The following is a 19,417-nucleotide window of genomic DNA, read 5'->3' as shown; positions in this document are numbered from 1 at the left end:
CGCTATCTCCTTCCTTCCGTATTGCTCAGGTTTTTGCGGAACAGCCAGAATACAAATGCGATAATCAGGAAAATCATGACGAAATAGATCCAGCCGATCGCCGCGCCATAGCCGTAGTCATTCTGGTTGAACACAACCGTCCGGATATAGGCCATCATCTGGTTGTTCGCTGCGGTGAATGAGTTGACAATCGTGAACAGCGTGTTCACCAGAATCATCGGGGCGATCATCGGGAAGGTAATCTTCCAGAAGCTCTCCCATTTCGTCGCGCCGTCAATATCAGCCGCCTCGTACAAGGACGAGGAAATCGTCTGCAGCCCCGCCAGGAAAATCAGAATCTGGACACCGGAGTTCCACATGACCAGTGTCAGCTGATCAGCAAGATTGAGCAGCGGCTCCAAAATGTTCGGCGGAATGACATTGCTCAGCGTCATGAACAGCCCCGTCGAGGTAAAAAGAGGCATCCGCTCTGCACCCTGCTCCAGAATCTCCGCCAGCACAGCCCCCGATGCGATAATGACCGGGAGGAAGAAAACGCCGCGGAAGAAGGTGCGCCCGACCAGATGCCGGTTCAGCAGCAGCGCCGCAAACATGGCGAAAATCAGAATGAGCGGCACCTGAATGAGCAGCTCCAGGAAGGAGTTTTGCAGCAGCGGCAAAAAATTGACATCCGTCGAGAACGCCCGCCGGAAGTTCAGCGTACCCGTCCATTCCGGAGCGAGCCCGTCCTTGGTTACATTCATTTTGTTAAAAGCGTAATAGAACGATCTGCCGAGCGGAATCGCCATGAACATGGCGAAACCGATCAGCCACAACGACAGGAAGGAGTAGGCTTCGAGCACCGTACGCATCCGGATGGTCAGGCGCAGTTTATTCTTCATGGTTGCTCTCCTTCCAATGCAATGACGTAATCTTTGGCAGCCAGTGTATGCTTTCCTACCAGCTCGGACGTATCGCCGTAGTTCACAATGACGTAGGAGCCATCCTCATAGGTGGTGCGGAATACATGCTCTGCCAGCTGCTCATGATTGACAATCGCCATGTCCTTCACATGTGTCTTGAGCTTGGCGAAAGTCTCGTATTCAGTAACCGCCTGGTCAACCCAAGAGGAATACTGGGCGCTGTACAAGTGCTCCATCATTGAACGCGCCAGCTTCGTCGTTGGCTGATATGTCAACTCGTAGCTTGGCAGCGCACCGTACTCCAGCGCCCGCAAAAACTCAAGCTGCGGATCGTCCCGCAGGTTGGACGGACTGACTGTGTATGGCACCAGGCCATGAATCGCAATTTGATAGAATGGAACTGCTCCGTCCTCAAACGTGTAATCACTGGCATATACCGGAATATCATCAATCCGGTCAACGAGACCAAGCGTATAGGCATAACCGTAATCGACCGCAGTCTTGCCAACCTTGCTCCTCATATCCTCCAGCGACTTTTTCCATATGTCTGCCGTAACACTCCGGTCTGCCAGACTCTTCGGATCATGATCGGAATAGAGCATATCGCCCATGTATTGCAAATGGACACCGGCAACACCCAGATCGGCATACTGGCCGGCCTCATGCGACACATACTTGTCATAGACACGCTCAGGCTTAAGCAGATAGAATACATGATCCCAATCCGAGAAGCGTGTGCTGATATAGTAGTGAGGCACTTTTCTCACTTCGCGGTCAATGCCGCGGATGGCATCACGCGAGGTTTTGAGCTTGCTGCTGTCCTCGTAAGGCTTCACATAATTGGCCTTCAAGTACAAATCAATACCGCGCTCCTTGGCATAGCTGGCAAGCCCCGTCAGTTCCTTCTTGCCGCCCAGCTTGCCCTCCACCGGGAAGTGGCCCGGCTGGTTGCCGTATACCCCGTCATTCGACCAGCCTTCTATTGTCAGCTCCAGACTCTTGACACCCTTCTCCAGGAAGGCGTCAATAACCGCTTGCGCCTGGGAGAAGGTCGTCATATCGACATAGGTAGTGCCGACAATCTCATCCCGCCGTACACCGCCGAACAGTCTGACCTGCAGCGGAACCTGCTCCTGCTTCACCGGCTGCACCTGACGGTCCTTGATCAGGTAATCGCGGTAAGCATGGGCCATCCCGATATAATTGGCCTTGTCATCCGTCAACAGCACATAGCGCACCGTGCGGTCTCCGGTTACCCGCTGCCCTTGAAACAGCGGAATTTCACCGGACTTGCCGATAAATATAATGTCATCATTGCGGTATATGAACTCTGCGGAGGAGCGGTACATATCAATCCCCCGCATCCCGGGCAGCGTGGCGTTGACTCTCACGTCATAGTCGCCTTGCGTAATGATGGCGAGAAATCCTTGATTATTATCGCGGTAAATGCCGTATACCGGCAGCGCGGCATCCTGCTTTACATTCGGCTTGCGCATAAACAAATCGTTAAAATCCTGATTCACCCGCTTCTTGAAGGCATGGTCGCCGCCATAGACGAACTCGGAATATCCGTCAAAATATTGCGGATGCACCTCCTTGAAGCGGATGAGCGCGCCGGAGCCGTCCGGGATGAATACCGCTCCCTGATCCTGCTTGCCCTGCGCACCGAAGAACGGCAGCAGCTCCAATGTTGTAATCTTGGACCGCCCGTTCTCATAGATGGAGCTGTCCGGGATTGTGGCTTCGAATCCCTGTTCAGTCAGCCGGTATTCCACCGCAAAGCCGAAATTCAACGCCTCATTGTCGAAGTCGAAAGTAAAGCGGACGCCCTGGTCGAACTTCTCCATCTTCGTTGCCGCCTTCTCCTTCTTCGGATAGGTCTGGGAGGGGCTGACGCCCTGCGTAAACCGGACATGTACAGGCGCCTGGATGAACTCCCGGTTGTTGGACGGCATCTCGCTGCCGACCGGAGGGGAGCTGAACCATTCCTTACCTGAGGATGATTCGACAATACGCACATTGCCGAGCTCCTCATTAACGTACAGCTTGTAACGGCTGTTCTCGGCTGCAAGCGCCGTGGCCTTGCCGGCATCCGGGTCGGTCTGGGCCGGAAGGACAAAATCCTCCACAACCTCTTCCTCTTCTTCCTGCGCTACCGGCTGTACCGTGTTCGGCTTCAAATCCCGGGTCACGTAGATCACGACGGCGAGCAGGATCAGAGCCATCACGGCAGCGGCGGCGGTTATCCATTTTTTATGTCTGCTCAAGCTTGCTTCCTCCTCAAGCATCTCCGTGGGAGATGAATTGTAAAGCCTAACCTACAGCCGGAACTGGACTTCTTTCACAATTCCGATCACAAACTCCACCGCCTGATTCACCAGCCCGAAGATGAGGAACCCGACAAACCAGATGACAAGCATGCCAATCAGCGACAGCAGGATGATCCATATCATTTTCCCCAGCTCAAAATCATGCAAAATCTTCACTTTGGCCAGGAACAGGAAGATCACCCAGCATTGGATAAAGGTGTAGATGCCGTAGTAGGTCGTATATTCCCCTTGCGTCAAAATCTGCGACACCAGCGCCAGCGGGAGTGACAGCACGATATATGGAAGCAGCGCATACGCAGAGGAGACGACGATGTCCTTGAATTTGCCTTCCCCATCCAGAATCGCGCTCACAGCCCAGTTGGAGATGCACCAGGTCACCCATGGCACCAGAATCCAGAACGATTCGAACAGGAACGAAACCTGGTACGATTCCCTTCCCTCGAAGGAGTATCCGGTCCAGGAAATGCGCAGCATATGCACGATTACCATCAGTGCCAGAAGTATACCGGCATGCGACCACTTGGCACGGCCTCCAAACTGGATATCATAGAAGAAATCCAGCGGATGCAGCAGCGCCTTGCGTGTATTGCTAAGCAGTTCCATCAGGAGCCACTCCTTTCCGTAACGTTCCCTTGTGCGGATTCCTTAGGCGGCATCCATCTGCCCCACTGCTTCCGCAGCAGCGGAACGCCGAATCGGAGCACGAGGAACAGCACAATGATGCTGATGAACACAATGTGGAAATTTTCCCGCAGCCATTCCTTGCGATATTCCTTGAGCGATTGCGAGTAATTGTATTGATCGCGGGCCATCTTGTGATAGGCCATCGCTTCCCCCCACCGCTCTTCCTTCTCCAGCGCCTTGCCGATGCCGCTGTAGGCGAGGTCGTAATTGCTGTTCATCTCCAGCACCTTCCGCCATGGCTCCTTGGCCTCCTGATACCGCCCGTCGACGAACAAAGCCGAGGCCTCATGCACCAGATCGCCGAACGGGGTTGTGCCAAAGCGGTCGATCCGGTTGCGTGTCTTGTCGACGACATAGATGCTGCCATCCGTCGTCTGGTCGATCGCAACAGGCGTCTGGAACAAGCCGTTCTGGGTACCGAGCCCTCCGAAGACGAACAGCAGGCTTCTGACCTTGTCATACTGGAACGCTTTGCCTGTCGATAGATCCAACGCCGTTACAATTCCCTTGTCATCGACCGTCAAATCCACGAAGGATGCTATATCGAAGGAACCGTACGAGAAGATATCACCGTACTTCTTCCGGTTCTGCACCTGTGTCCAGTCCGGATTAAACGTATCGACACCGACGGCGCTGAGCCGCTTGACCTGGTTGTATTCCGTCCCCAGCGTAGTCGTCCAGATGAAGCCTTCCTGATCCTGATACAGATTGGAAAATTCCTGCGGCCTTACAGCAGCGAGCTGCGCTTTCTGCTCATCGGTTGCGAACAAGCGCACAAAAAAACGCTGCCAGGTGAATTCCACCATATTGGATCCAAAATAACCTTTGAAACTGCCGTTCGGATCGATCTGCAACAGCCCTGAGCTTGTGCCGTCATTGGCGACAATCATGTAATCCCGCTTGTCGACTACCAGCTTTGCTGGGGAGAACAGAAAGTTTGCGCCAAGCAGCGGACTGTCCGGCGCTTTGATCTCCTTCTGGAACACCCCGTCATGATTGAAAATGGCGATCCTCCGGTTCTGGGTATCGGCGACATATAACGTGCCGTCATTTTTGACGAAGATCCCCTTCGGGCCATTCAGCTTGCCGGGTCCTTCCTCATCCCCGTACACCCGGATCAGCTGATGCCGGCTGTCGAGCAATACAATCCGGTTATTGCCGCTATCCACCACATAGATGGAGTTGTTGTCATTGATGAAAATATCCTCCGGCGCTTTGAACGGACCGGACGGCAGATCATAGCCGTCGATCGAATCCTTGTACAAATAGCCGTTAATCGATGGGGAATCCGATCTTGAATTCCAGATGTAGCCGTCATATGGGCTGTTTGCAGACGCTGCCGCCGGGATTCCGAGGAGAAGCGCTGCACAAACGAGCCACACGACGACAGCTTTTGATAAACCTGCCTGCATCGTACCTCTCCCCCTATTCCTTAAGCCCCGAATGGGCCATTGTCTGAAGCACCATCCGCTGCGTAATGACGAATACTAATATGGTCGGGATAATCATCAGGAAGCTGGCTGCGGCGAACGTCCCGACCCTGGCGACAACTCCCGCTCCGCCGCTGATCGTCTGAATGGCGATCGGCAGTGATTTCATATCCTCCAGTGTCGCGTACACCATTGCCGGATACGGATCATTCCATGCCTGAATGAAGCTGAACAGCGCAAAGGTGGCAATTGCCGGCTTCAGCATCGGAATGACGATCGAGATAAAGATTTTCCACTCGCCAGCCCCGTCAATCCTTGCCGCCTCCAGCAACGGCTCCGGAATCTGCTTCGCAAACTGCACCATGAGAAACATGCCGACCGGCGAAGCCAGATACGGAATGATCTGGGCGATATACGTATTCATGAGACCGATATTGCTGATGACCAAATATTGCGGAATTTGCAATACCATTGGCGAGAACATCAGCGAGAATACGATAAGATTGAAAATCGCGCTGCGAAACGGCATGTTATGCTTGGCTAGCGGATAGGCTGCCAGCGCCGATACGATAATCCCGCCGCCGACAACGCCCAGCGTAACGATAAGGCTGTTGAAGATGTAACGTGTAAACGGCACGAAGGACGATCCTGTGACAAGCAGGAGCTGATAAAAGTTGTTCCACGTCGGATTGATGAAGAAGAAGCGCGGCGGGAACAGGAACAGCTCAGCCGTCGGTTTGAATGCAGTCGACGCCATGTATACAAGGGGGGCGAGCATCAGCAGTCCGAATGCGGTCAGCAGCAGGTAGAAGAGCGATCTGCCCCAGTTGAATCTCAAGCCTTTTACCATGATGATGTCAGTCCCTCCCCAGCCACTTAAAGATAAGGCGATTCAGTCCAAGCATGATCAGGAACAGGACGACCGCAATGGCCGATGCGTATCCCATCTCGAATTTGATAAAGGCATAATCGAATAAATGCGTCAGAATTGTATGTCCCGCGTAGAGCGGACTCGGTATGCCGACGAGTTGGACACTGACATCGAATACCTGCAGAGAAAATACGACCTGGAGCACAGCACCGAAGAGCAACTGCGGCTTTACCGATGGAATCGTAATGTACCACAGTTCCTGCAGCTTGAACTTGATGCCGTCGATTGCGCCAGCCTCATACAGCTCCTTGGACACATTCTGCAAGCCGGCCAGGAAAGCCAGGAAGCCGATGCCCATGCTCATCCAGAGTGACACGATAATAATGACCGGCACGATCGAGTTGACATTTTGCAAAAACAGGTACGGCTCCTGAATAATTCCGAGCTTGAGCGCCCAGTAGTTGATCAGCCCTTTGCGGTCACCCGCAAACAGGTACAGCCACACAACCGACATAGCCGTTGCACTCGTAATCGAAGGCGTATAGAAGCACAACGTATAGAAAAAGCGGTACTTCACCGGCACCTGGCTGATGAGCCAGGCCAGCATAAAGGCCATAATATAGCCCACAGGCCCGGTAATCATCGCAAAATTAAACGTGATGCCAATCGCCTTGAGGAAAATATCATCATCGACAAACAGCAGCCGATAGTTGGACAGCCCGATGAAGCGAGGGCTTTCAATCATGTTGTAATAGCTGAAGCTGAGCCCGATCGAAGTAAAAATCGGAATGATCGTAAAAAAGGTGAATAACAGCAAAAACGGTGCAAGAAATAAATAAGACAGCTTATGACGTTTGATGTTCGCCCACAAGAGCGACATTTTGCTCGGCTTGCCCGTTCCGGGGCTGAGGGGACGATCCGTCCCCGGTACTGTCTTCGTCGTAGCTGTACTGCTCATCGTTTCGCCCCTCCTCCGGTATCTAAGCGGGTGCCGCCAGCGTAGTCATCGCCGAACTCTTCCCGCTTCTTGCGAAGCTCCTTGTTAATCTCGCGGACACCGTTCTCAATCGCCTCACGCGGGATGACCCCGTTAAGCACAATCTCGTTCCAGATGTTCGCAATATGCCGTGTTGTATAGTAGCCGCCGAGCACGACCTCGCGCTCACGGAACCATTCCCACTGCTCCAGTACGGCGTCGATATCCTCTGATTGCCATGGCAGGCGCGTCAGTGCTTCGACATTCGCCGTATTCCATCTCGCTTCTACGCCTAGCAGCGACTCCAGCTCAGAGCCGAACCGCTCCTGCGCATCTGCTCCCGTCCACCAGGTCATGAACTTCCAGGCCGCGTCTTTGTTTTTCGCGCTGTTGAACATGACTGCCGTCTGTCCGAGACCGCCTGTTGAGCGGTTGATCTTGCCGTCCGACTGCTTGAGGCCCGGAATCGGCTGCATCTTCCACCAGCCTGTCAGCTCAGGCGCCGCTGTAGACAGCATGACATAGGTCGTATAATCGGCGACCCCGATCGGCATTTCTCCTGTACGGAAACGGTTGTAGAAGTCGGCCTGCTTCTCAATCTTGTAGTTCGTATACAGCCCGGTCCACATCTTGATCGCTTCCAGTGCTTCATGGGAGTCCAGATCCGAATAACGTCCGTCGTTCTTGTACAGATCACCGTTGCGCTGGAACAAGAACGGTGCGAATTCATTGACCGCATTGTTCGGCGCATTCGGTGCGTGGGGATAGAAGAAATCCATCCCGTTCTGCTGCAACAGCGGAATCAGGTTCATGACCTCTTCCCACGTCTCGGGAATCTGATCTTCCGTTACGCCGAGCTCCTCCATAATATCTGTGCGGTAGAACAGCATGGAGAAGTTCTGCGTCTCCGGCAGCGCATAGTTGCCGCCGTTATACCGGTACGGAATCAGGGCGCCCGGCCGGAATCTGGATGCGACCTCCCCGTAATCACTAAATGTGGACAGGTCGACCAAGCCGCCGCGAACCGCGAAATCAATCGGCACTTCCCCTTCCACCCCAAGCGCTACGTCAGGCGCAAGACCGGATGTCTGTGCGAGCAGCAGAAGCTGCATCGCTCCGGCAGGGATGACATTCACATTGACCTTGATGCCGGTCTCCGGCGTGAAATCCTCATCAACCATCTGCTTGATAATCTGCACCCAGTCGCGGCCACGGGCTACCCACACATCAATCACTTCTTCGTCATCGTAGACATTCCCGATGCCGCTATAGTCTTTTGTAAACGAATACATAAAATCCATTGCTGTTGTTCCGAGACGCTTCATGATCGGCGCCTCCGCCTTTGGCCACGGCTGATCCTCCGATTTGATCACAAAGTAATCAACGATCACGCTTTGCGTGCTCAGACCGTTCACCCATAGTCCGAGCGAGGATTGCATATCCGTCAGTGATGCCAGACGGCTCGGGATCGACTCGCTCTTGGCAGCCATGGACAGCAGCTGGTCGCGTGCCTCACCCAAAGTGCTGATCTCCGACGAGCCCTTCGGCACGCCAAAGTCATAAAGCATATTTATCGCATCATCCAGCGATTTGGCCATCAGATGAATCCGCGGCACGAGGTTCGGAATACTGCCTTCCAGCTTCCAGTCCCGGTTCGGGTCCGGATTCGTACCCGTTATTTGCAGGATTTCCCTGGACAGAAGCGAGATCTTGCTCGTCGTATCCAGTACATTTTCGAACACCTCGCCAAGCGACCCGACCTGCACCTCCATCCGCAGCGTGTGCTTGCCTTCCTCCAGATAGAAGAGATACTCCTCGTCCTTGTCTGTCAGACTGTGAAGCTGCCATCCCTGCTTGAACGGGAATTTGGCATGATTCATTTCCTTAAATGGCACCTTGCCGTCAATCATTACCATGCGTTCAATTGGGATACCGTTCAGGAACCATGCCCCGAACCTTGCGCCAATATTGTACAGGCCGCTTTCCGGTACCTCGAATTCCCATTCCGCCCATTGGCCTCCCTTGCGCCAGGCATCGCCGCCGAAGCTGTTTAATGTAATCGCTTTCGGATTTAGCGGCTCTGTAGACGGCTCACGGTCTTCCACACGGCGCAGCGTCGGATCGGAACGCAATGTAGAACCTTCCGCCTGCACTTTGATGAAGTGGCCGTTCGTCTGCTTATACCCCTTTTGGTCATATTCAGCCACAAGCTGTTCATAACTTGGGATGGGTACAGGTGAGAATACTTCCAGCTCGCCAATCGCTGCCGGCTCCCGCATCGCATTAATGCGGATCGTATGCTCCCCTTTGGTCAAATAATAGCGGAACGGCTCGGACACCTTGCCTTCGGCATCACGGAACTCGCGATACTGCCATCCGAATACCTCTTCCCGCCGCGGGTTGAACTCATTGCCCTGATTATCCTTGGTCGTCGGTCCCGCTTCTCTCCACATCCGCTGAAATTCCATCTTCTTCGACTGGAAGAACGGGAACCCGCCGTCAATCTGGACATTCCGCACAATTGCGGAACGCTTGCCCTCGAGCGCATAATAGCTCATGGCCAGCTGGTAAAATCCGTCCTCCGGGACGTTTACCTTGTATTCCACCCAGCTGTCCTCCCCCTCCAGTACAAGCACATCACCAGCCCAGCCGTCCAGTCTGCTGGCAACAGAGGTGCCTTCCTCACTCTTGGCGGCGTACTCCAATGACGGGACTGACAGGCGGAATCCTGATGTATCCTTGGCTCCCTCCTGCTCCAAAGCCTTCATGTATTTCAGGTAGGAAGGCTCAAGCCTGCTCTTGATGTCCTGATCAGCCAATATCGAGCGCTCATCGACATCACTATAGTCGGGTACGCTCGCCATCGCATCGTCATTAAATCCGCGCGTGCTGTTCCAATAGAGGATAGCAACGGCAACCAAGGCAAGCACAATCAGACTGACCATATAGTTACGTAATAATTTTGCAGCTCTGCGAAGCACGCATATGTTCCCCCTGTCTTGTGGCTAGATTATTCAACATTTTATCAAGCGGCCCCAAGAGGTGGAATCGCACTTTATTAGACTTATAGTCTTTTTTCAATCATTTGGGTTTTAAAGCGTTTGATTCCTAATTTTTAACTATTTTCAGGTTGATTTTTTCGCCCCTGCCATCGTATCCTAGTTATCAATTGGGGAAAGGGGCTGGTACCATGTATAAAGATCAAGGTCAAGTAAAGGGCTTTTTGCGTGCAGACGGAGAGCGCATTGTCAACGGAGACGGCGAGCAGTTGCTGCTTCGCGGGGTCGGGCTGGGCAACTGGATGCTGCCGGAGGGGTATATGTGGAAATTCTTCAAGGGCGCGGACCGTCCAAGACGGATTGAAAAGCTGATTGCGGATCTGATTGGGGACACACAGGCCGAGTTGTTTTGGAAGCGATTCCACGAAGAATACATTACGGAAGCAGACATTCGCAAAATGGCCGAGGAAGGCTTGAATTCCGTCCGGTTAGCGATTAATTCGCGACATATTATTGAGGATGACGAACCCCTCAGATGGAAAGATGACGGGATTGCCCGAATTGACCGGCTGATTGAATGGTGCCGCAGCTACCAGCTCTATGTCATTCTGGATCTGCATGGCGCGCCCGGCGGTCAGACAGGAGCAAATATAGATGACAGCGAGCATGATCAGCCCGGGCTGTTTCAGTCGGACGAAATGCGTGACCGGACGATCCGGCTGTGGCGGATGCTTGCCGAGCGCTACAAGGATGAATGGATTGTAGGCGGCTATGATCTGCTGAATGAGCCGCTGCCGGAATGGTTCAACAAGCATAATGATCAGGTCATGCCGCTTTATCGCGACATTACACAGGCCATTCGTGAGGTAGACTCCCGTCATATGATTATCATTGAGGGCGTTCACTGGGCCAATGACTGGTCAATCTTCACGGAGAAATTCGACGATAATACAATGCTGCAATTCCACAAATATTGGAGCGCAGTCGATACAGCGAGCATTCAGCGGTTTTTGGACAAGCGCAAGGAATGGAATGCGCCCATCTATATGGGTGAAGGCGGGGAAAACTGCTGGGATTGGTATGTCGGTGCATTCGGTCTGTTTGAAGACCACAATATCTCATGGAATTTCTGGCCGTGGAAAAAACTCGATAACCGCAATTCCCCCTGCTCAATCAATCGCCCCGACGACTGGGACCTGATTATTGCCTATGCCCAGGGAGAAGGAGCGAAGCCGGAGCCTGAGAAAGCACAAGCAATTCTTGATCAGTATCTGGAAAATATCCGGTTTGACAACTGCACCTACTCGCCCGAGGTGCTGCGCTCTTGCCAGCGCAAACTGCCACTGCGTATCCCGGCTGAATATTACGGCAATCAGGGGGCGGGAATCGACCATTATGCGGCGGGCGGACCGGCTGAGGGAAGCTTGTTCCGTAAAAATGACGGACTGCTGATCGAATTCTTAAACGGGGAGTCCGGCAAAACGCCAAGCTTCAGCAGCCACGGCAATGTACAGCAAATTGAGGAAGAGAAACTGTGCGTTCTATTGAACGACGGAGAATGGGTACGGTACCGCGTATATAGTGAGACAGACGAGGCATATACAATTCGGCTGCAGGCTTCATTCCAGGATGCGAATGGGTCGCTGGAGGTCAAGCTGAATGGCAATCCGCTCGGGACGGCTGTGCAGAAAGCTGGAGACCATGCAAATCTGCAGCTGGAAGAAGAACAACAATCTGCTGCCGTCAGCGCTGCCTCTTCGTATGACAGCAAGGCTACAGAAGAAGAAGTGGCTGCTTCGCGGATTGAAGGCTCTGCATTGGCATTTGACGACGCGGATAGCGGTGATACGACTGCTCCCGGACCTGCTGAGGATAACTCCCCTGCATGGGTGGTCTATGAGATCGCCAAGGATGAGACATTCCAAACAGGCCTGCATGAGCTGCATGTTAAGGCGACGGGCGGCAGCGTGAAGCTGGATTGGATTGAAGTTGTGAAAATCTGAATATCAGTATCGTTAAAATGAATAACTTACATGATTGGCATGCTTGAACAAGTGGAAGCTGATCGCAAGAAAAAACGTATATCAGCAAGGTATCGCAACGTATCACCCCTTACTAAATTAATATGATATTTATCAAAAAATGGTTAATGATGTATTCATTACTCTATTTTTTCAAAAACATGTAATGTGTAAACAAGCCGTGCGCCCAAAGTCATTGGAGCGCGTTGGCAGAACAATACCAGCCTCAAACGATAACCGTTCCTTTAACACATCCTCATAATTTATTCTAGCAGCCATTAAAGACGGTGTATTCAAATCAAAAATTTGAATACACCGTCTCTCCTTTTGAATTTACCATTTTTATTTTTATTGGCAAAGATAAAGACTTTTTAACATAAAAAAGCACATGTTCTTTAAACAGAATTTTATTTATTTCATTATTATTAACACCATCTATTTCAATTTCACCCGAATAATTAGGATTAATTTTCCCTAATAAAAGATTAGTTTTGTCACCTGGATTTTGAATGTAATTCCATTCAAGAGGACTTTCTTCATCAACAGCAAAAGTTGTAATTTGTTCAAGTTTATAATCATGAACAATCAGAAAATAAAATTCAGAACCATCTGACTTACTTGTTAAAATGATTTTGGAAGTTTTATCAAGCTCAATAGTGTTCACGTTTTCATGATCAAACTTTAGATTACTTTCTTTCTCTACAGATAAAAGAATATCATTCTGTGAGAAAAACAGCCTATAAAGGGAAATGATAAGTATAAGAAATACTATAATCAAGATATATATATTTTTGATTTTTAACATGGAATCATCCCAATGAAATAGAGGGGAAAACTCTCCCCTCTTTCAAATTAATTATTGAACTGAATATGGCTTAGAAACAGGTTTAGTCCATTGGTGACCTACGTTGTCAATGTAAATGAAATACCATTTTTACCAAAGTCAACTCCAACCACCCGAATATTCTATGAGAGTCATTTTCTTTTCCCAACGGTCCCCCAGCACACACTCTGTCTTGCCATGACCATCCTGCACCTCTAGGATTAATCGTCTAATGTTATTAGAGCAAAGATGCAAGTCCAAGTATATCTTCCTGTTTAAGATTGAGTACATTGGCTTTGGATGCTATTCGACAGGTATCAATAGCTCGACCTTCTCTTCGTCTGCTTCTTCTATATAAAAAACTTCAATCGAGCAAGCTCCGTTTAGCTGCTTATGTCCATTCTTTTGCATCCAATTAAATACATGACCGTATCCGTCACGGATTGTTTTATTCGTGCAAGTCACTTTTGCATAAGTATGACCAGGAAGTTTAAAGCTCACCATGCCTTCTGGAATCGCATTACCTTCAGGTACTTCATAACAGGCAAAATATGTAGCCAAATTGTCAGATACATAATACGGACTAAAAACAACGTCAGTATTTATGTTCGGAGTAAATTCAGACTTCCTGCTTCCAAGTTTATGCTGAACTTTTACAGCTTCTGAAGGAAATGAATGGGGGAAAGGTCCTGAGAAGCTAAATCCGGCAAAATCACTAGCATCTCTTGCAATGATCTCACATTCAAACATGACATACATCACTCCTTTATTTTTTGGATTTATTTCCCATAATAATATACTAATTCATTTCTATTATTTTGTAAATGGACCCAATAATGGGGTGGAATTTAAGGGAATGACTTAATCTTCTATTTTGCTAACAGCATGTGCGACCCATAATAAAATCCTTTCAGAGCAAGCAGTTCCTCATGCGTCCCCTGCTCTGTAACCTCTCCGTCCCGAATGACCAGAATCCGGTCGGCTGACCGGATTGTATTCAACCTGTGGGCAATGACAAAACTGGTTCTCCCTTTCATCAGAACCCGAAGTCCCTCCTGAATCTGCATCTCTGTCCGTGTATCGACGCTGCTAGTCGCTTCGTCAAGAATGAGTATGGCGGGATCGGCCAGGATCGCCCTTGCAATGGTGACAAGCTGTCTCTGTCCCTGACTGAGATTGCCGCCTTCTGCAGACAGTTTCGTCTGATAACCCTGCGGCAGCTTGCGGATCATGGCGTCTGCATTGGCAAGTTTAGCAGCTGCCATCACCTCTTCTTCAGTAGCTTTTAGACGTCCGTAGCGGATATTGTCCAGCACCGTTCCCGAGAACAGATGCGCATCTTGAAGAACAATCCCGAGCCTGCTGCGCAGACTCTCCTTGTCATAGCTGCGAATATCCGTGCCGTCGATACGTATGCTGCCCCCGGAAATTTCATAGAACCGCGTCAGCATGTTAATGATCGTCGTCTTCCCCGCTCCTGTAGGACCAACAAGCGCAATTGTCTGTCCCGGCTCCGCAGTAAAGGAAACCTGCCTGAGTATCGGATTCACATCATAAGCAAAGTCCACCTTGTCAAAGTCCACCCGTCCATGCTTGAAATCTGCCTGCCGTAGTGGAGTCTCCTCATCAAACTCGGTCGGGGTGTCAATAATTTCAAATACCCGCTCCGCTCCTGCTATACCGGATTGAATCATATTGTACTGGTTGGCAAGCTGGTTGAGCGGGCCGCTGAACTGCCGGGAATAGTTCAAGAAGCTGACTACAATACCGACCGTCACCCACTCGTTCACTGCCATCCATGCTCCGGCAACTGCAATTAACATGAAATTCAGATGATTCGTCATATTCATCGTCGGCCCGACAAAGCCGGATAAAATTTGCGCCCGGATGCCGGCACGGGTCAATTCCTCGTTTTGAACGGCAAATTGCTCCGATTCCCGCTGCTCACGATGATACAGCTTAACGGCCTTCTGGCCCGTAATCATTTCCTCCATATATCCATTGAGTGTTCCAAGCCGCTTCTGCTGCTGGGCAAAATGAAACTTGGTCTGCTTCACGATCCGGCGAATGACAAACAGCACAACTGGTATGGTCACCATCGCCACCAGCGTAAGCCAGATATTCAAGTAAAGCATCATGCCAAAGGAACCAATTAGCATGATTGTACTTGTAATGGCTTGAAGCAACGTCTGATTCAGCGTGTTCGAAATGTTCTCCATATCATTCGTCGTGCGGCTCATCAGATCTCCATGCTTGGAGCGGTCAAAAAACCTCAGCGGCAGCCGGGACAAGCGCCCAAACAGCTCCTCACGAAGCTTCCAAACAACCCGGGAGGACACAGCGGCCATCAGATGGTTTTGCAGCCACGATACAAGACTGGCAGTCACATAAATAATCAGAAGCAGAATACAGACCCGGATCATCCCGTTCACGTTATGAAGAAGAATATACTCATCCACTGCCAGTCCCAGCAAGTAGGGAGCAAGCAAAGTCAGAACAGAGCCGGTCAACACCAGCAAAGTCAAGCTGATTAGCGTGCCGCGCTGCTGCTGCAAATACCCGAGCATTCTTGCGGATGTTGCCCGTGTGCGTTTAGCCTTCTTGCCCTCACGGTCCGCCTCTCTATTTTTATCCATAAGCCACCTCCTCATCCGGTCGCTGGGACTGATAGATTTGACGGTATACATCATTGCTTTGCAGCAGTTCCTCATGGGTTCCCTCTCCCGCAATCCGGCCTTCATCCAGCACAATGATTTGATCGGCATGGCGTACTGACGAGATACGCTGGGCAATCAGAATGACGGTGCTTTCCCTGGCCCGCTCTGCCAATGCCTGCATAATGCCGGACTCTGTCTTGGAATCGACAGCACTCGTGCTGTCATCAAGAATGAGAATACGCGGACGCAGCAGCAATGCGCGGGCAATCGATAATCGCTGCTTTTGCCCGCCGGAGAGATTAATTCCCCGCTGCCCAAGCACCGTGTCATAACCATCCGGCAGCTTGCTGATGAACTCATGCGCCTGCGCCGCCTGCGCTGCTGCTATCACTTCATCATCACCAGCTTCAGGTTTGCCGAACCGGATGTTATCCCGAATCGAGCCAGAGAATAATATCGCTTGCTGGAGCACTACCCCGATTTCCCGGCGCAGATGCCCGGTAGCAATCCGGTTGACATTGACTCCATCAATCAACACTTCGCCGCTCCCTGCCTCGTAAAGTCTCGGAATAAGATTGACCAGTGAGGTTTTACCTGACCCTGTTGCGCCCAATATGCCCACCATCTTGCGGGGACGGATTTTTAAATTAATATTCTGAAGCACCTCACGGCCCTCCCCACCCTCACGGTAAGTAAAAGACACCCTGTTAAACTCCACTTCGCCATGACGAATCACTTTGTCCCGCGGCAATTCCGGATCGGTAATAACCGGATCGGCGGCTAGCACTTCCTGAACTCTCACAGCCGAAGCTTTAGCCCGCGACAGCATCATAATCATCATGCCGAGTGAGACAAGCGCGAACAGAAGCTGTGCCATGTAATTTACGAATGCAATGAGGTTTCCAAGCTCCAGCGACCCGCTCCAATAATGATGGCCCCCATACCAGAGTACCGCAACCGTAGCCGTATTAAGGACAAACATCATAACCGGCATGCCAATCGCCGCCGTTCTCGCCGCTTTAACCGCGATATCCAGATAAGATTGATTGGCCTTGGCAAAACGCCGCTGCTCATAGTCAGCACGCACAAATGCTTTCACAACCCGAATGCCGGACAAATTCTCCTGCAGCACGGTATTCAGCCGGTCCAGCTTTTGCTGTACAGCGGAAAACAGCGGAACTGTTAATTTGGCCAGAATGTACAAGATTAGTGCAAGCAACGGGAGCGTAATCAGCATTATGACCGCCAGCCGCGGACTTAGCACAAAGGCCATGACAATAGAACCGATCGCGAGCGCTGACTCCCTGACGAACACACGCAGCGCAGTTTGCACCAGATTTTGCATCTGAATGACGTCCCCTGTCAGCCGGTTCACGAGCGAGCTGGTGCGGAATTCATCCAGATTATTGAAGGAGAAGGTCTGCACCTTCTTGAACAAATCAAGACGCAACGCCCCTCCGAACCTGATTGCCGCATAGCTGGAGAATACCGTACAGCCGATACCTCCGATCAGCCCCACAATTGCCGCCGTTAACATCCATCCTCCGGTTCTCATTATGAATGCCGTATCGCCCTGCATAACACCGCTGTTGACAATATCCGCCATCAGCTTGGGCTGAAGCAAGTCCATGCACACCTCCATAATCATCAAGAGAGGGGCTAACAGGGCGGCCCACCAGTAAGGCTTTATATACTTCATAAATTTCAAGCCGATTCCCCCTTTTTATTTAGTCGGCTAACTATTTGAATTGATTGGTTGTTTATAACCTGACCGATGACCAATGAACGGACGACCATATTGGGCTGGAACAGTGTTTGCATCCTTTTTGTTGTATTAGTTCTTGTCACCGGAATTAAATACTGCAAAACCTTCCAGATTATTATATACCTTCCCGAGCAGTAAGCGCAGCAATTTTTTATCTTCTTCATCCAACCCTGCAAGACTTGCTTCCTCTGTCACCCGAAGCGCTTCATGGACCGCATCCGCTGCAATTCGTCCTTTTTCTGTTAAAAACACGCGTGTTACCCGCTGATCTGAGGGATCGGGAACACGTTTAAGCAGACCGACTTTTTGCATCCTGTTAATCATGACTGTCAGCGTCGCAGGCGTAATCCGCATCCGCTCGCCCAGCTCCTTCTGGCTCTGACCATCCCGCTTGGACAAATGTATCAGCAGCGGCGGCTGCCCGGGAAACACCTCATGCTCCCGAATGAGCAGATCAATATTGTGGCGGTGCATCTTGGTCGTCTGGCCCATTAAATGCATGATGGCCTCAGCGTGCCGGAATTCCATGGGGGTGACTCCTTTTCATTTTGAATGAGTATTTACACTGGGGAAGGACCATGAACTCAGTTATATAAAGAATTTAATTCAATAACTATGACTAGCCTCATGAAGCCTATTAAATTATTGCACAAAATAACGAGCAGTACCAGAAAATAAGAGTCCATCGTTAAAGGTTGATTTTCTCTTTCTGATAGCAGTACGATCAGATATAACTATTAATTCAATTTATATACAATAAATGGATTCTGATTATATAATCAAGTTGCGGGCAAAGAAGTTGCAAGTTTTAATCGGTTCATTGCACTCTTATTTGAGAAACACTTTTTTATCAAAGGAGTGAATCAACATTTTTCCCACAAAAATGCGGTTAATCAAAACAGTCATTTTAGTTTTGCTGTTACTTATATTCTATTACGCATACTTAACCTTAACTGACAGAGAAAACGGTACTACTTTATCGCGCTATATTTTAGGTTTGGAATATATGTCTGAACAAGAAGCTATAGTACAAGCTGACGATTTTTTCAAGGATTTAAGGAACCAATTATCCACCTATAAAAAAAAAGAAATTGAAATCGATCAAATAGAAGTAGTTAAGCAAATTTATTTTATCAACAAATCGATATGGCACATACTGACCAAGGCTCACGATGACTCAGATAGCAGCACACCCGTTCTAATCATCCAGTATAACGTGAAAACATCTGAATCCGAAGTTCTATTAGGGCTCAACCTTAAAATCAGTGCTTGACGATTACATCTGAACTCGATGTCGATTACATTCCAACAGGATGCCGTCTTTATAGTAACGGCGATTTCGGGTGAAATAACGACGACGCTGGAAGGCCTTGATGCGATTATGCCGACCTTCTACGGTTGCATTCGTCCATCTGCAATGATGATAGTTGATGATTTCCTCTTTCCAGTTGTGCATGGTTTTCAAGGTGCCATGGACTGCTGAATGCTCGATTTGGTTTCCTTGGAGACACCAGCGTTCAAATCCGATTTTTGCGACGTACACGTTTGGAGAACAATCGTACCAGGTGGTGAAGACCTCTTTCCACTCCCAAACTTGGCGTAGCAGCGGCGAGTAGCCGAGCAGAAGGGAGAGTTGCTTTTGGCTCTCTTTCTTTAGGGCTTCGATCGGCGGATTTAATAATCGATGATGCTTTTTCAAATGTGCTTTTGCACGCGGTGCCAACGTTTGCTGAACGGCTTTACGGATACGCTGCACGCATTCGATGACATAGCCATGCACGTGAAAACGATCCGCAATTCGAATCGCATTTGGATAGCACTCGCGAATCCAAGTATGGTAGGCCGGAGCCAAGTCCATGACCACTGCTTCGGGATGCAAGCTGAGAAAGTCGGGATGCGCCTTCGCATAGGCTCGCAAGTCCTCCAGTCGACGACCTGGCAGCACATCAAGCATCGTTT

General features: G+C 50.3%; 15 protein-coding genes. 2 read left to right on the top strand and 13 right to left on the bottom strand.

Annotated elements, in window-relative coordinates; genetic code table 11:
• Positions 1–2: 2 nt before the first annotated feature.
• From H583_RS33605 to H583_RS33600, 7 genes are read right to left on the bottom strand one after another with little or no spacing between them, the layout of a single operon-like run.
• Positions 3–881: a carbohydrate ABC transporter permease gene (locus H583_RS33605; RefSeq protein ID WP_036710399.1), complete on the bottom strand. Its 879-nt coding sequence runs from the start codon at positions 879–881 to the stop codon at positions 3–5.
• Positions 878–3,169, bottom strand: a complete 2,292-nt coding sequence (locus tag H583_RS0120120; protein WP_028562049.1) for a DUF5696 domain-containing protein — start codon at positions 3,167–3,169, stop codon at positions 878–880. Before H583_RS0120120 ends, H583_RS33605 begins: the two co-directional genes overlap by 4 nt.
• Positions 3,170–3,220: 51 nt before the next feature.
• The gene (locus tag H583_RS0120115) at positions 3,221–3,835 is read right to left on the bottom strand and encodes a YIP1 family protein (RefSeq protein WP_028562048.1); all 615 of its coding nucleotides are present in this window, start codon (positions 3,833–3,835) and stop codon (positions 3,221–3,223) included.
• The gene (locus tag H583_RS0120110; RefSeq protein WP_028562047.1) at positions 3,835–5,328 is read right to left on the bottom strand and encodes a hypothetical protein; all 1,494 of its coding nucleotides are present in this window, start codon (positions 5,326–5,328) and stop codon (positions 3,835–3,837) included. Before H583_RS0120110 ends, H583_RS0120115 begins: the two co-directional genes overlap by 1 nt.
• A gap of 13 nt (positions 5,329–5,341) precedes the next feature.
• Positions 5,342–6,196, bottom strand: a complete 855-nt coding sequence (locus tag H583_RS0120105) for a carbohydrate ABC transporter permease (protein ID WP_036710396.1) — start codon at positions 6,194–6,196, stop codon at positions 5,342–5,344.
• Positions 6,197–6,203: 7 nt separating this feature from the next.
• Positions 6,204–7,175, bottom strand: a complete 972-nt coding sequence (locus H583_RS0120100) for a carbohydrate ABC transporter permease (protein ID WP_211228345.1) — start codon at positions 7,173–7,175, stop codon at positions 6,204–6,206.
• Positions 7,172–10,174 carry an extracellular solute-binding protein gene (locus tag H583_RS33600; RefSeq protein ID WP_051236729.1) on the bottom strand — a complete coding sequence of 1,001 codons (3,003 nt, stop codon included), beginning with the start codon at positions 10,172–10,174 and terminating at the stop codon, positions 7,172–7,174. Before H583_RS33600 ends, H583_RS0120100 begins: the two co-directional genes overlap by 4 nt.
• Positions 10,175–10,383: 209 nt before the next feature.
• On the opposite strand from H583_RS33600, the gene H583_RS0120090 reads away from it, so the two are divergent.
• On the top strand, positions 10,384–12,195 hold the full coding sequence (locus tag H583_RS0120090) for a cellulase family glycosylhydrolase (RefSeq protein WP_028562044.1): 1,812 nt from the start codon (positions 10,384–10,386) through the stop codon (positions 12,193–12,195).
• A gap of 316 nt (positions 12,196–12,511) precedes the next feature.
• Here the strand turns inward: H583_RS0120090 and H583_RS0120085 are convergent, their stop codons facing one another.
• The 5 genes from H583_RS0120085 to H583_RS0120065 all read right to left on the bottom strand — a co-directional run bounded on the left by H583_RS0120085 (position 12,512) and on the right by H583_RS0120065 (position 17,986).
• A complete protein-coding gene (locus H583_RS0120085) occupies positions 12,512–13,018 on the bottom strand; it encodes a hypothetical protein (RefSeq protein ID WP_028562043.1) in 507 nt (168 codons plus the stop codon).
• A 321-nt stretch (positions 13,019–13,339) separates the two neighbouring features.
• Positions 13,340–13,786, bottom strand: a complete 447-nt coding sequence (locus H583_RS0120080; protein ID WP_028562042.1) for an effector binding domain-containing protein — start codon at positions 13,784–13,786, stop codon at positions 13,340–13,342.
• Positions 13,787–13,905: 119 nt separating this feature from the next.
• Positions 13,906–15,672 carry an ABC transporter ATP-binding protein gene (locus H583_RS33595; RefSeq protein ID WP_051236727.1) on the bottom strand — a complete coding sequence of 589 codons (1,767 nt, stop codon included), beginning with the start codon at positions 15,670–15,672 and terminating at the stop codon, positions 13,906–13,908.
• Positions 15,665–17,392 (bottom strand): ABC transporter ATP-binding protein, encoded by a 1,728-nt coding sequence (locus H583_RS0120070; protein ID WP_028562041.1) that lies wholly within the window; start codon positions 17,390–17,392, stop codon positions 15,665–15,667. Before H583_RS0120070 ends, H583_RS33595 begins: the two co-directional genes overlap by 8 nt.
• A gap of 135 nt (positions 17,393–17,527) precedes the next feature.
• Positions 17,528–17,986: a MarR family winged helix-turn-helix transcriptional regulator gene (locus tag H583_RS0120065; protein ID WP_028562040.1), complete on the bottom strand. Its 459-nt coding sequence runs from the start codon at positions 17,984–17,986 to the stop codon at positions 17,528–17,530.
• Between the two features lie 478 nt (positions 17,987–18,464).
• Between H583_RS0120065 and H583_RS0120060 the strand changes: the two genes are divergently transcribed.
• A complete protein-coding gene (locus H583_RS0120060; RefSeq protein WP_154665939.1) occupies positions 18,465–18,731 on the top strand; it encodes a hypothetical protein in 267 nt (88 codons plus the stop codon).
• 3 nt (positions 18,732–18,734) lie between these two features.
• Here H583_RS0120060 and H583_RS0120055 read toward each other — a convergent pair.
• Positions 18,735–19,417, bottom strand: a 683-nt coding sequence (locus H583_RS0120055; protein WP_028562038.1) for a transposase, incomplete at its 5' end; no start/stop codon positions are given.

The organism is Paenibacillus pinihumi DSM 23905 = JCM 16419 (assembly GCF_000422505.1).
GTDB classification, from domain to species: domain Bacteria; phylum Bacillota; class Bacilli; order Paenibacillales; family Paenibacillaceae; genus Paenibacillus_D; species Paenibacillus_D pinihumi.
This window is presented reverse-complemented; position numbering and strand designations above follow the sequence as displayed.

What these genes read in the sequence shown, in the direction of transcription:
- H583_RS0120070 (WP_028562041.1), bottom strand. Translation starts at nt 17,392, where the DNA reads ATGAAGTATATAAAGCCTTACTGGTGGGCCGCCCTGTTAGCCCCTCTC.
- H583_RS0120085 (WP_028562043.1), bottom strand. Translation starts at nt 13,018, where the DNA reads ATGTTAAAAATCAAAAATATATATATCTTGATTATAGTATTTCTTATA.
- H583_RS0120115 (WP_028562048.1), bottom strand. Translation starts at nt 3,835, where the DNA reads ATGGAACTGCTTAGCAATACACGCAAGGCGCTGCTGCATCCGCTGGAT.
- H583_RS33595 (WP_051236727.1), bottom strand. Translation starts at nt 15,672, where the DNA reads ATGGATAAAAATAGAGAGGCGGACCGTGAGGGCAAGAAGGCTAAACGC.
- H583_RS33605 (WP_036710399.1), bottom strand. Translation starts at nt 881, where the DNA reads ATGAAGAATAAACTGCGCCTGACCATCCGGATGCGTACGGTGCTCGAA.
- H583_RS0120100 (WP_211228345.1), bottom strand. Translation starts at nt 7,175, where the DNA reads ATGAGCAGTACAGCTACGACGAAGACAGTACCGGGGACGGATCGTCCC.
- H583_RS0120090 (WP_028562044.1), top strand. Translation starts at nt 10,384, where the DNA reads ATGTATAAAGATCAAGGTCAAGTAAAGGGCTTTTTGCGTGCAGACGGA.
- H583_RS0120060 (WP_154665939.1), top strand. Translation starts at nt 18,465, where the DNA reads ATGTCTGAACAAGAAGCTATAGTACAAGCTGACGATTTTTTCAAGGAT.
- H583_RS0120110 (WP_028562047.1), bottom strand. Translation starts at nt 5,328, where the DNA reads ATGCAGGCAGGTTTATCAAAAGCTGTCGTCGTGTGGCTCGTTTGTGCA.
- H583_RS0120065 (WP_028562040.1), bottom strand. Translation starts at nt 17,986, where the DNA reads ATGGAATTCCGGCACGCTGAGGCCATCATGCATTTAATGGGCCAGACG.
- H583_RS0120080 (WP_028562042.1), bottom strand. Translation starts at nt 13,786, where the DNA reads ATGTTTGAATGTGAGATCATTGCAAGAGATGCTAGTGATTTTGCCGGA.
- H583_RS0120105 (WP_036710396.1), bottom strand. Translation starts at nt 6,196, where the DNA reads ATGGTAAAAGGCTTGAGATTCAACTGGGGCAGATCGCTCTTCTACCTG.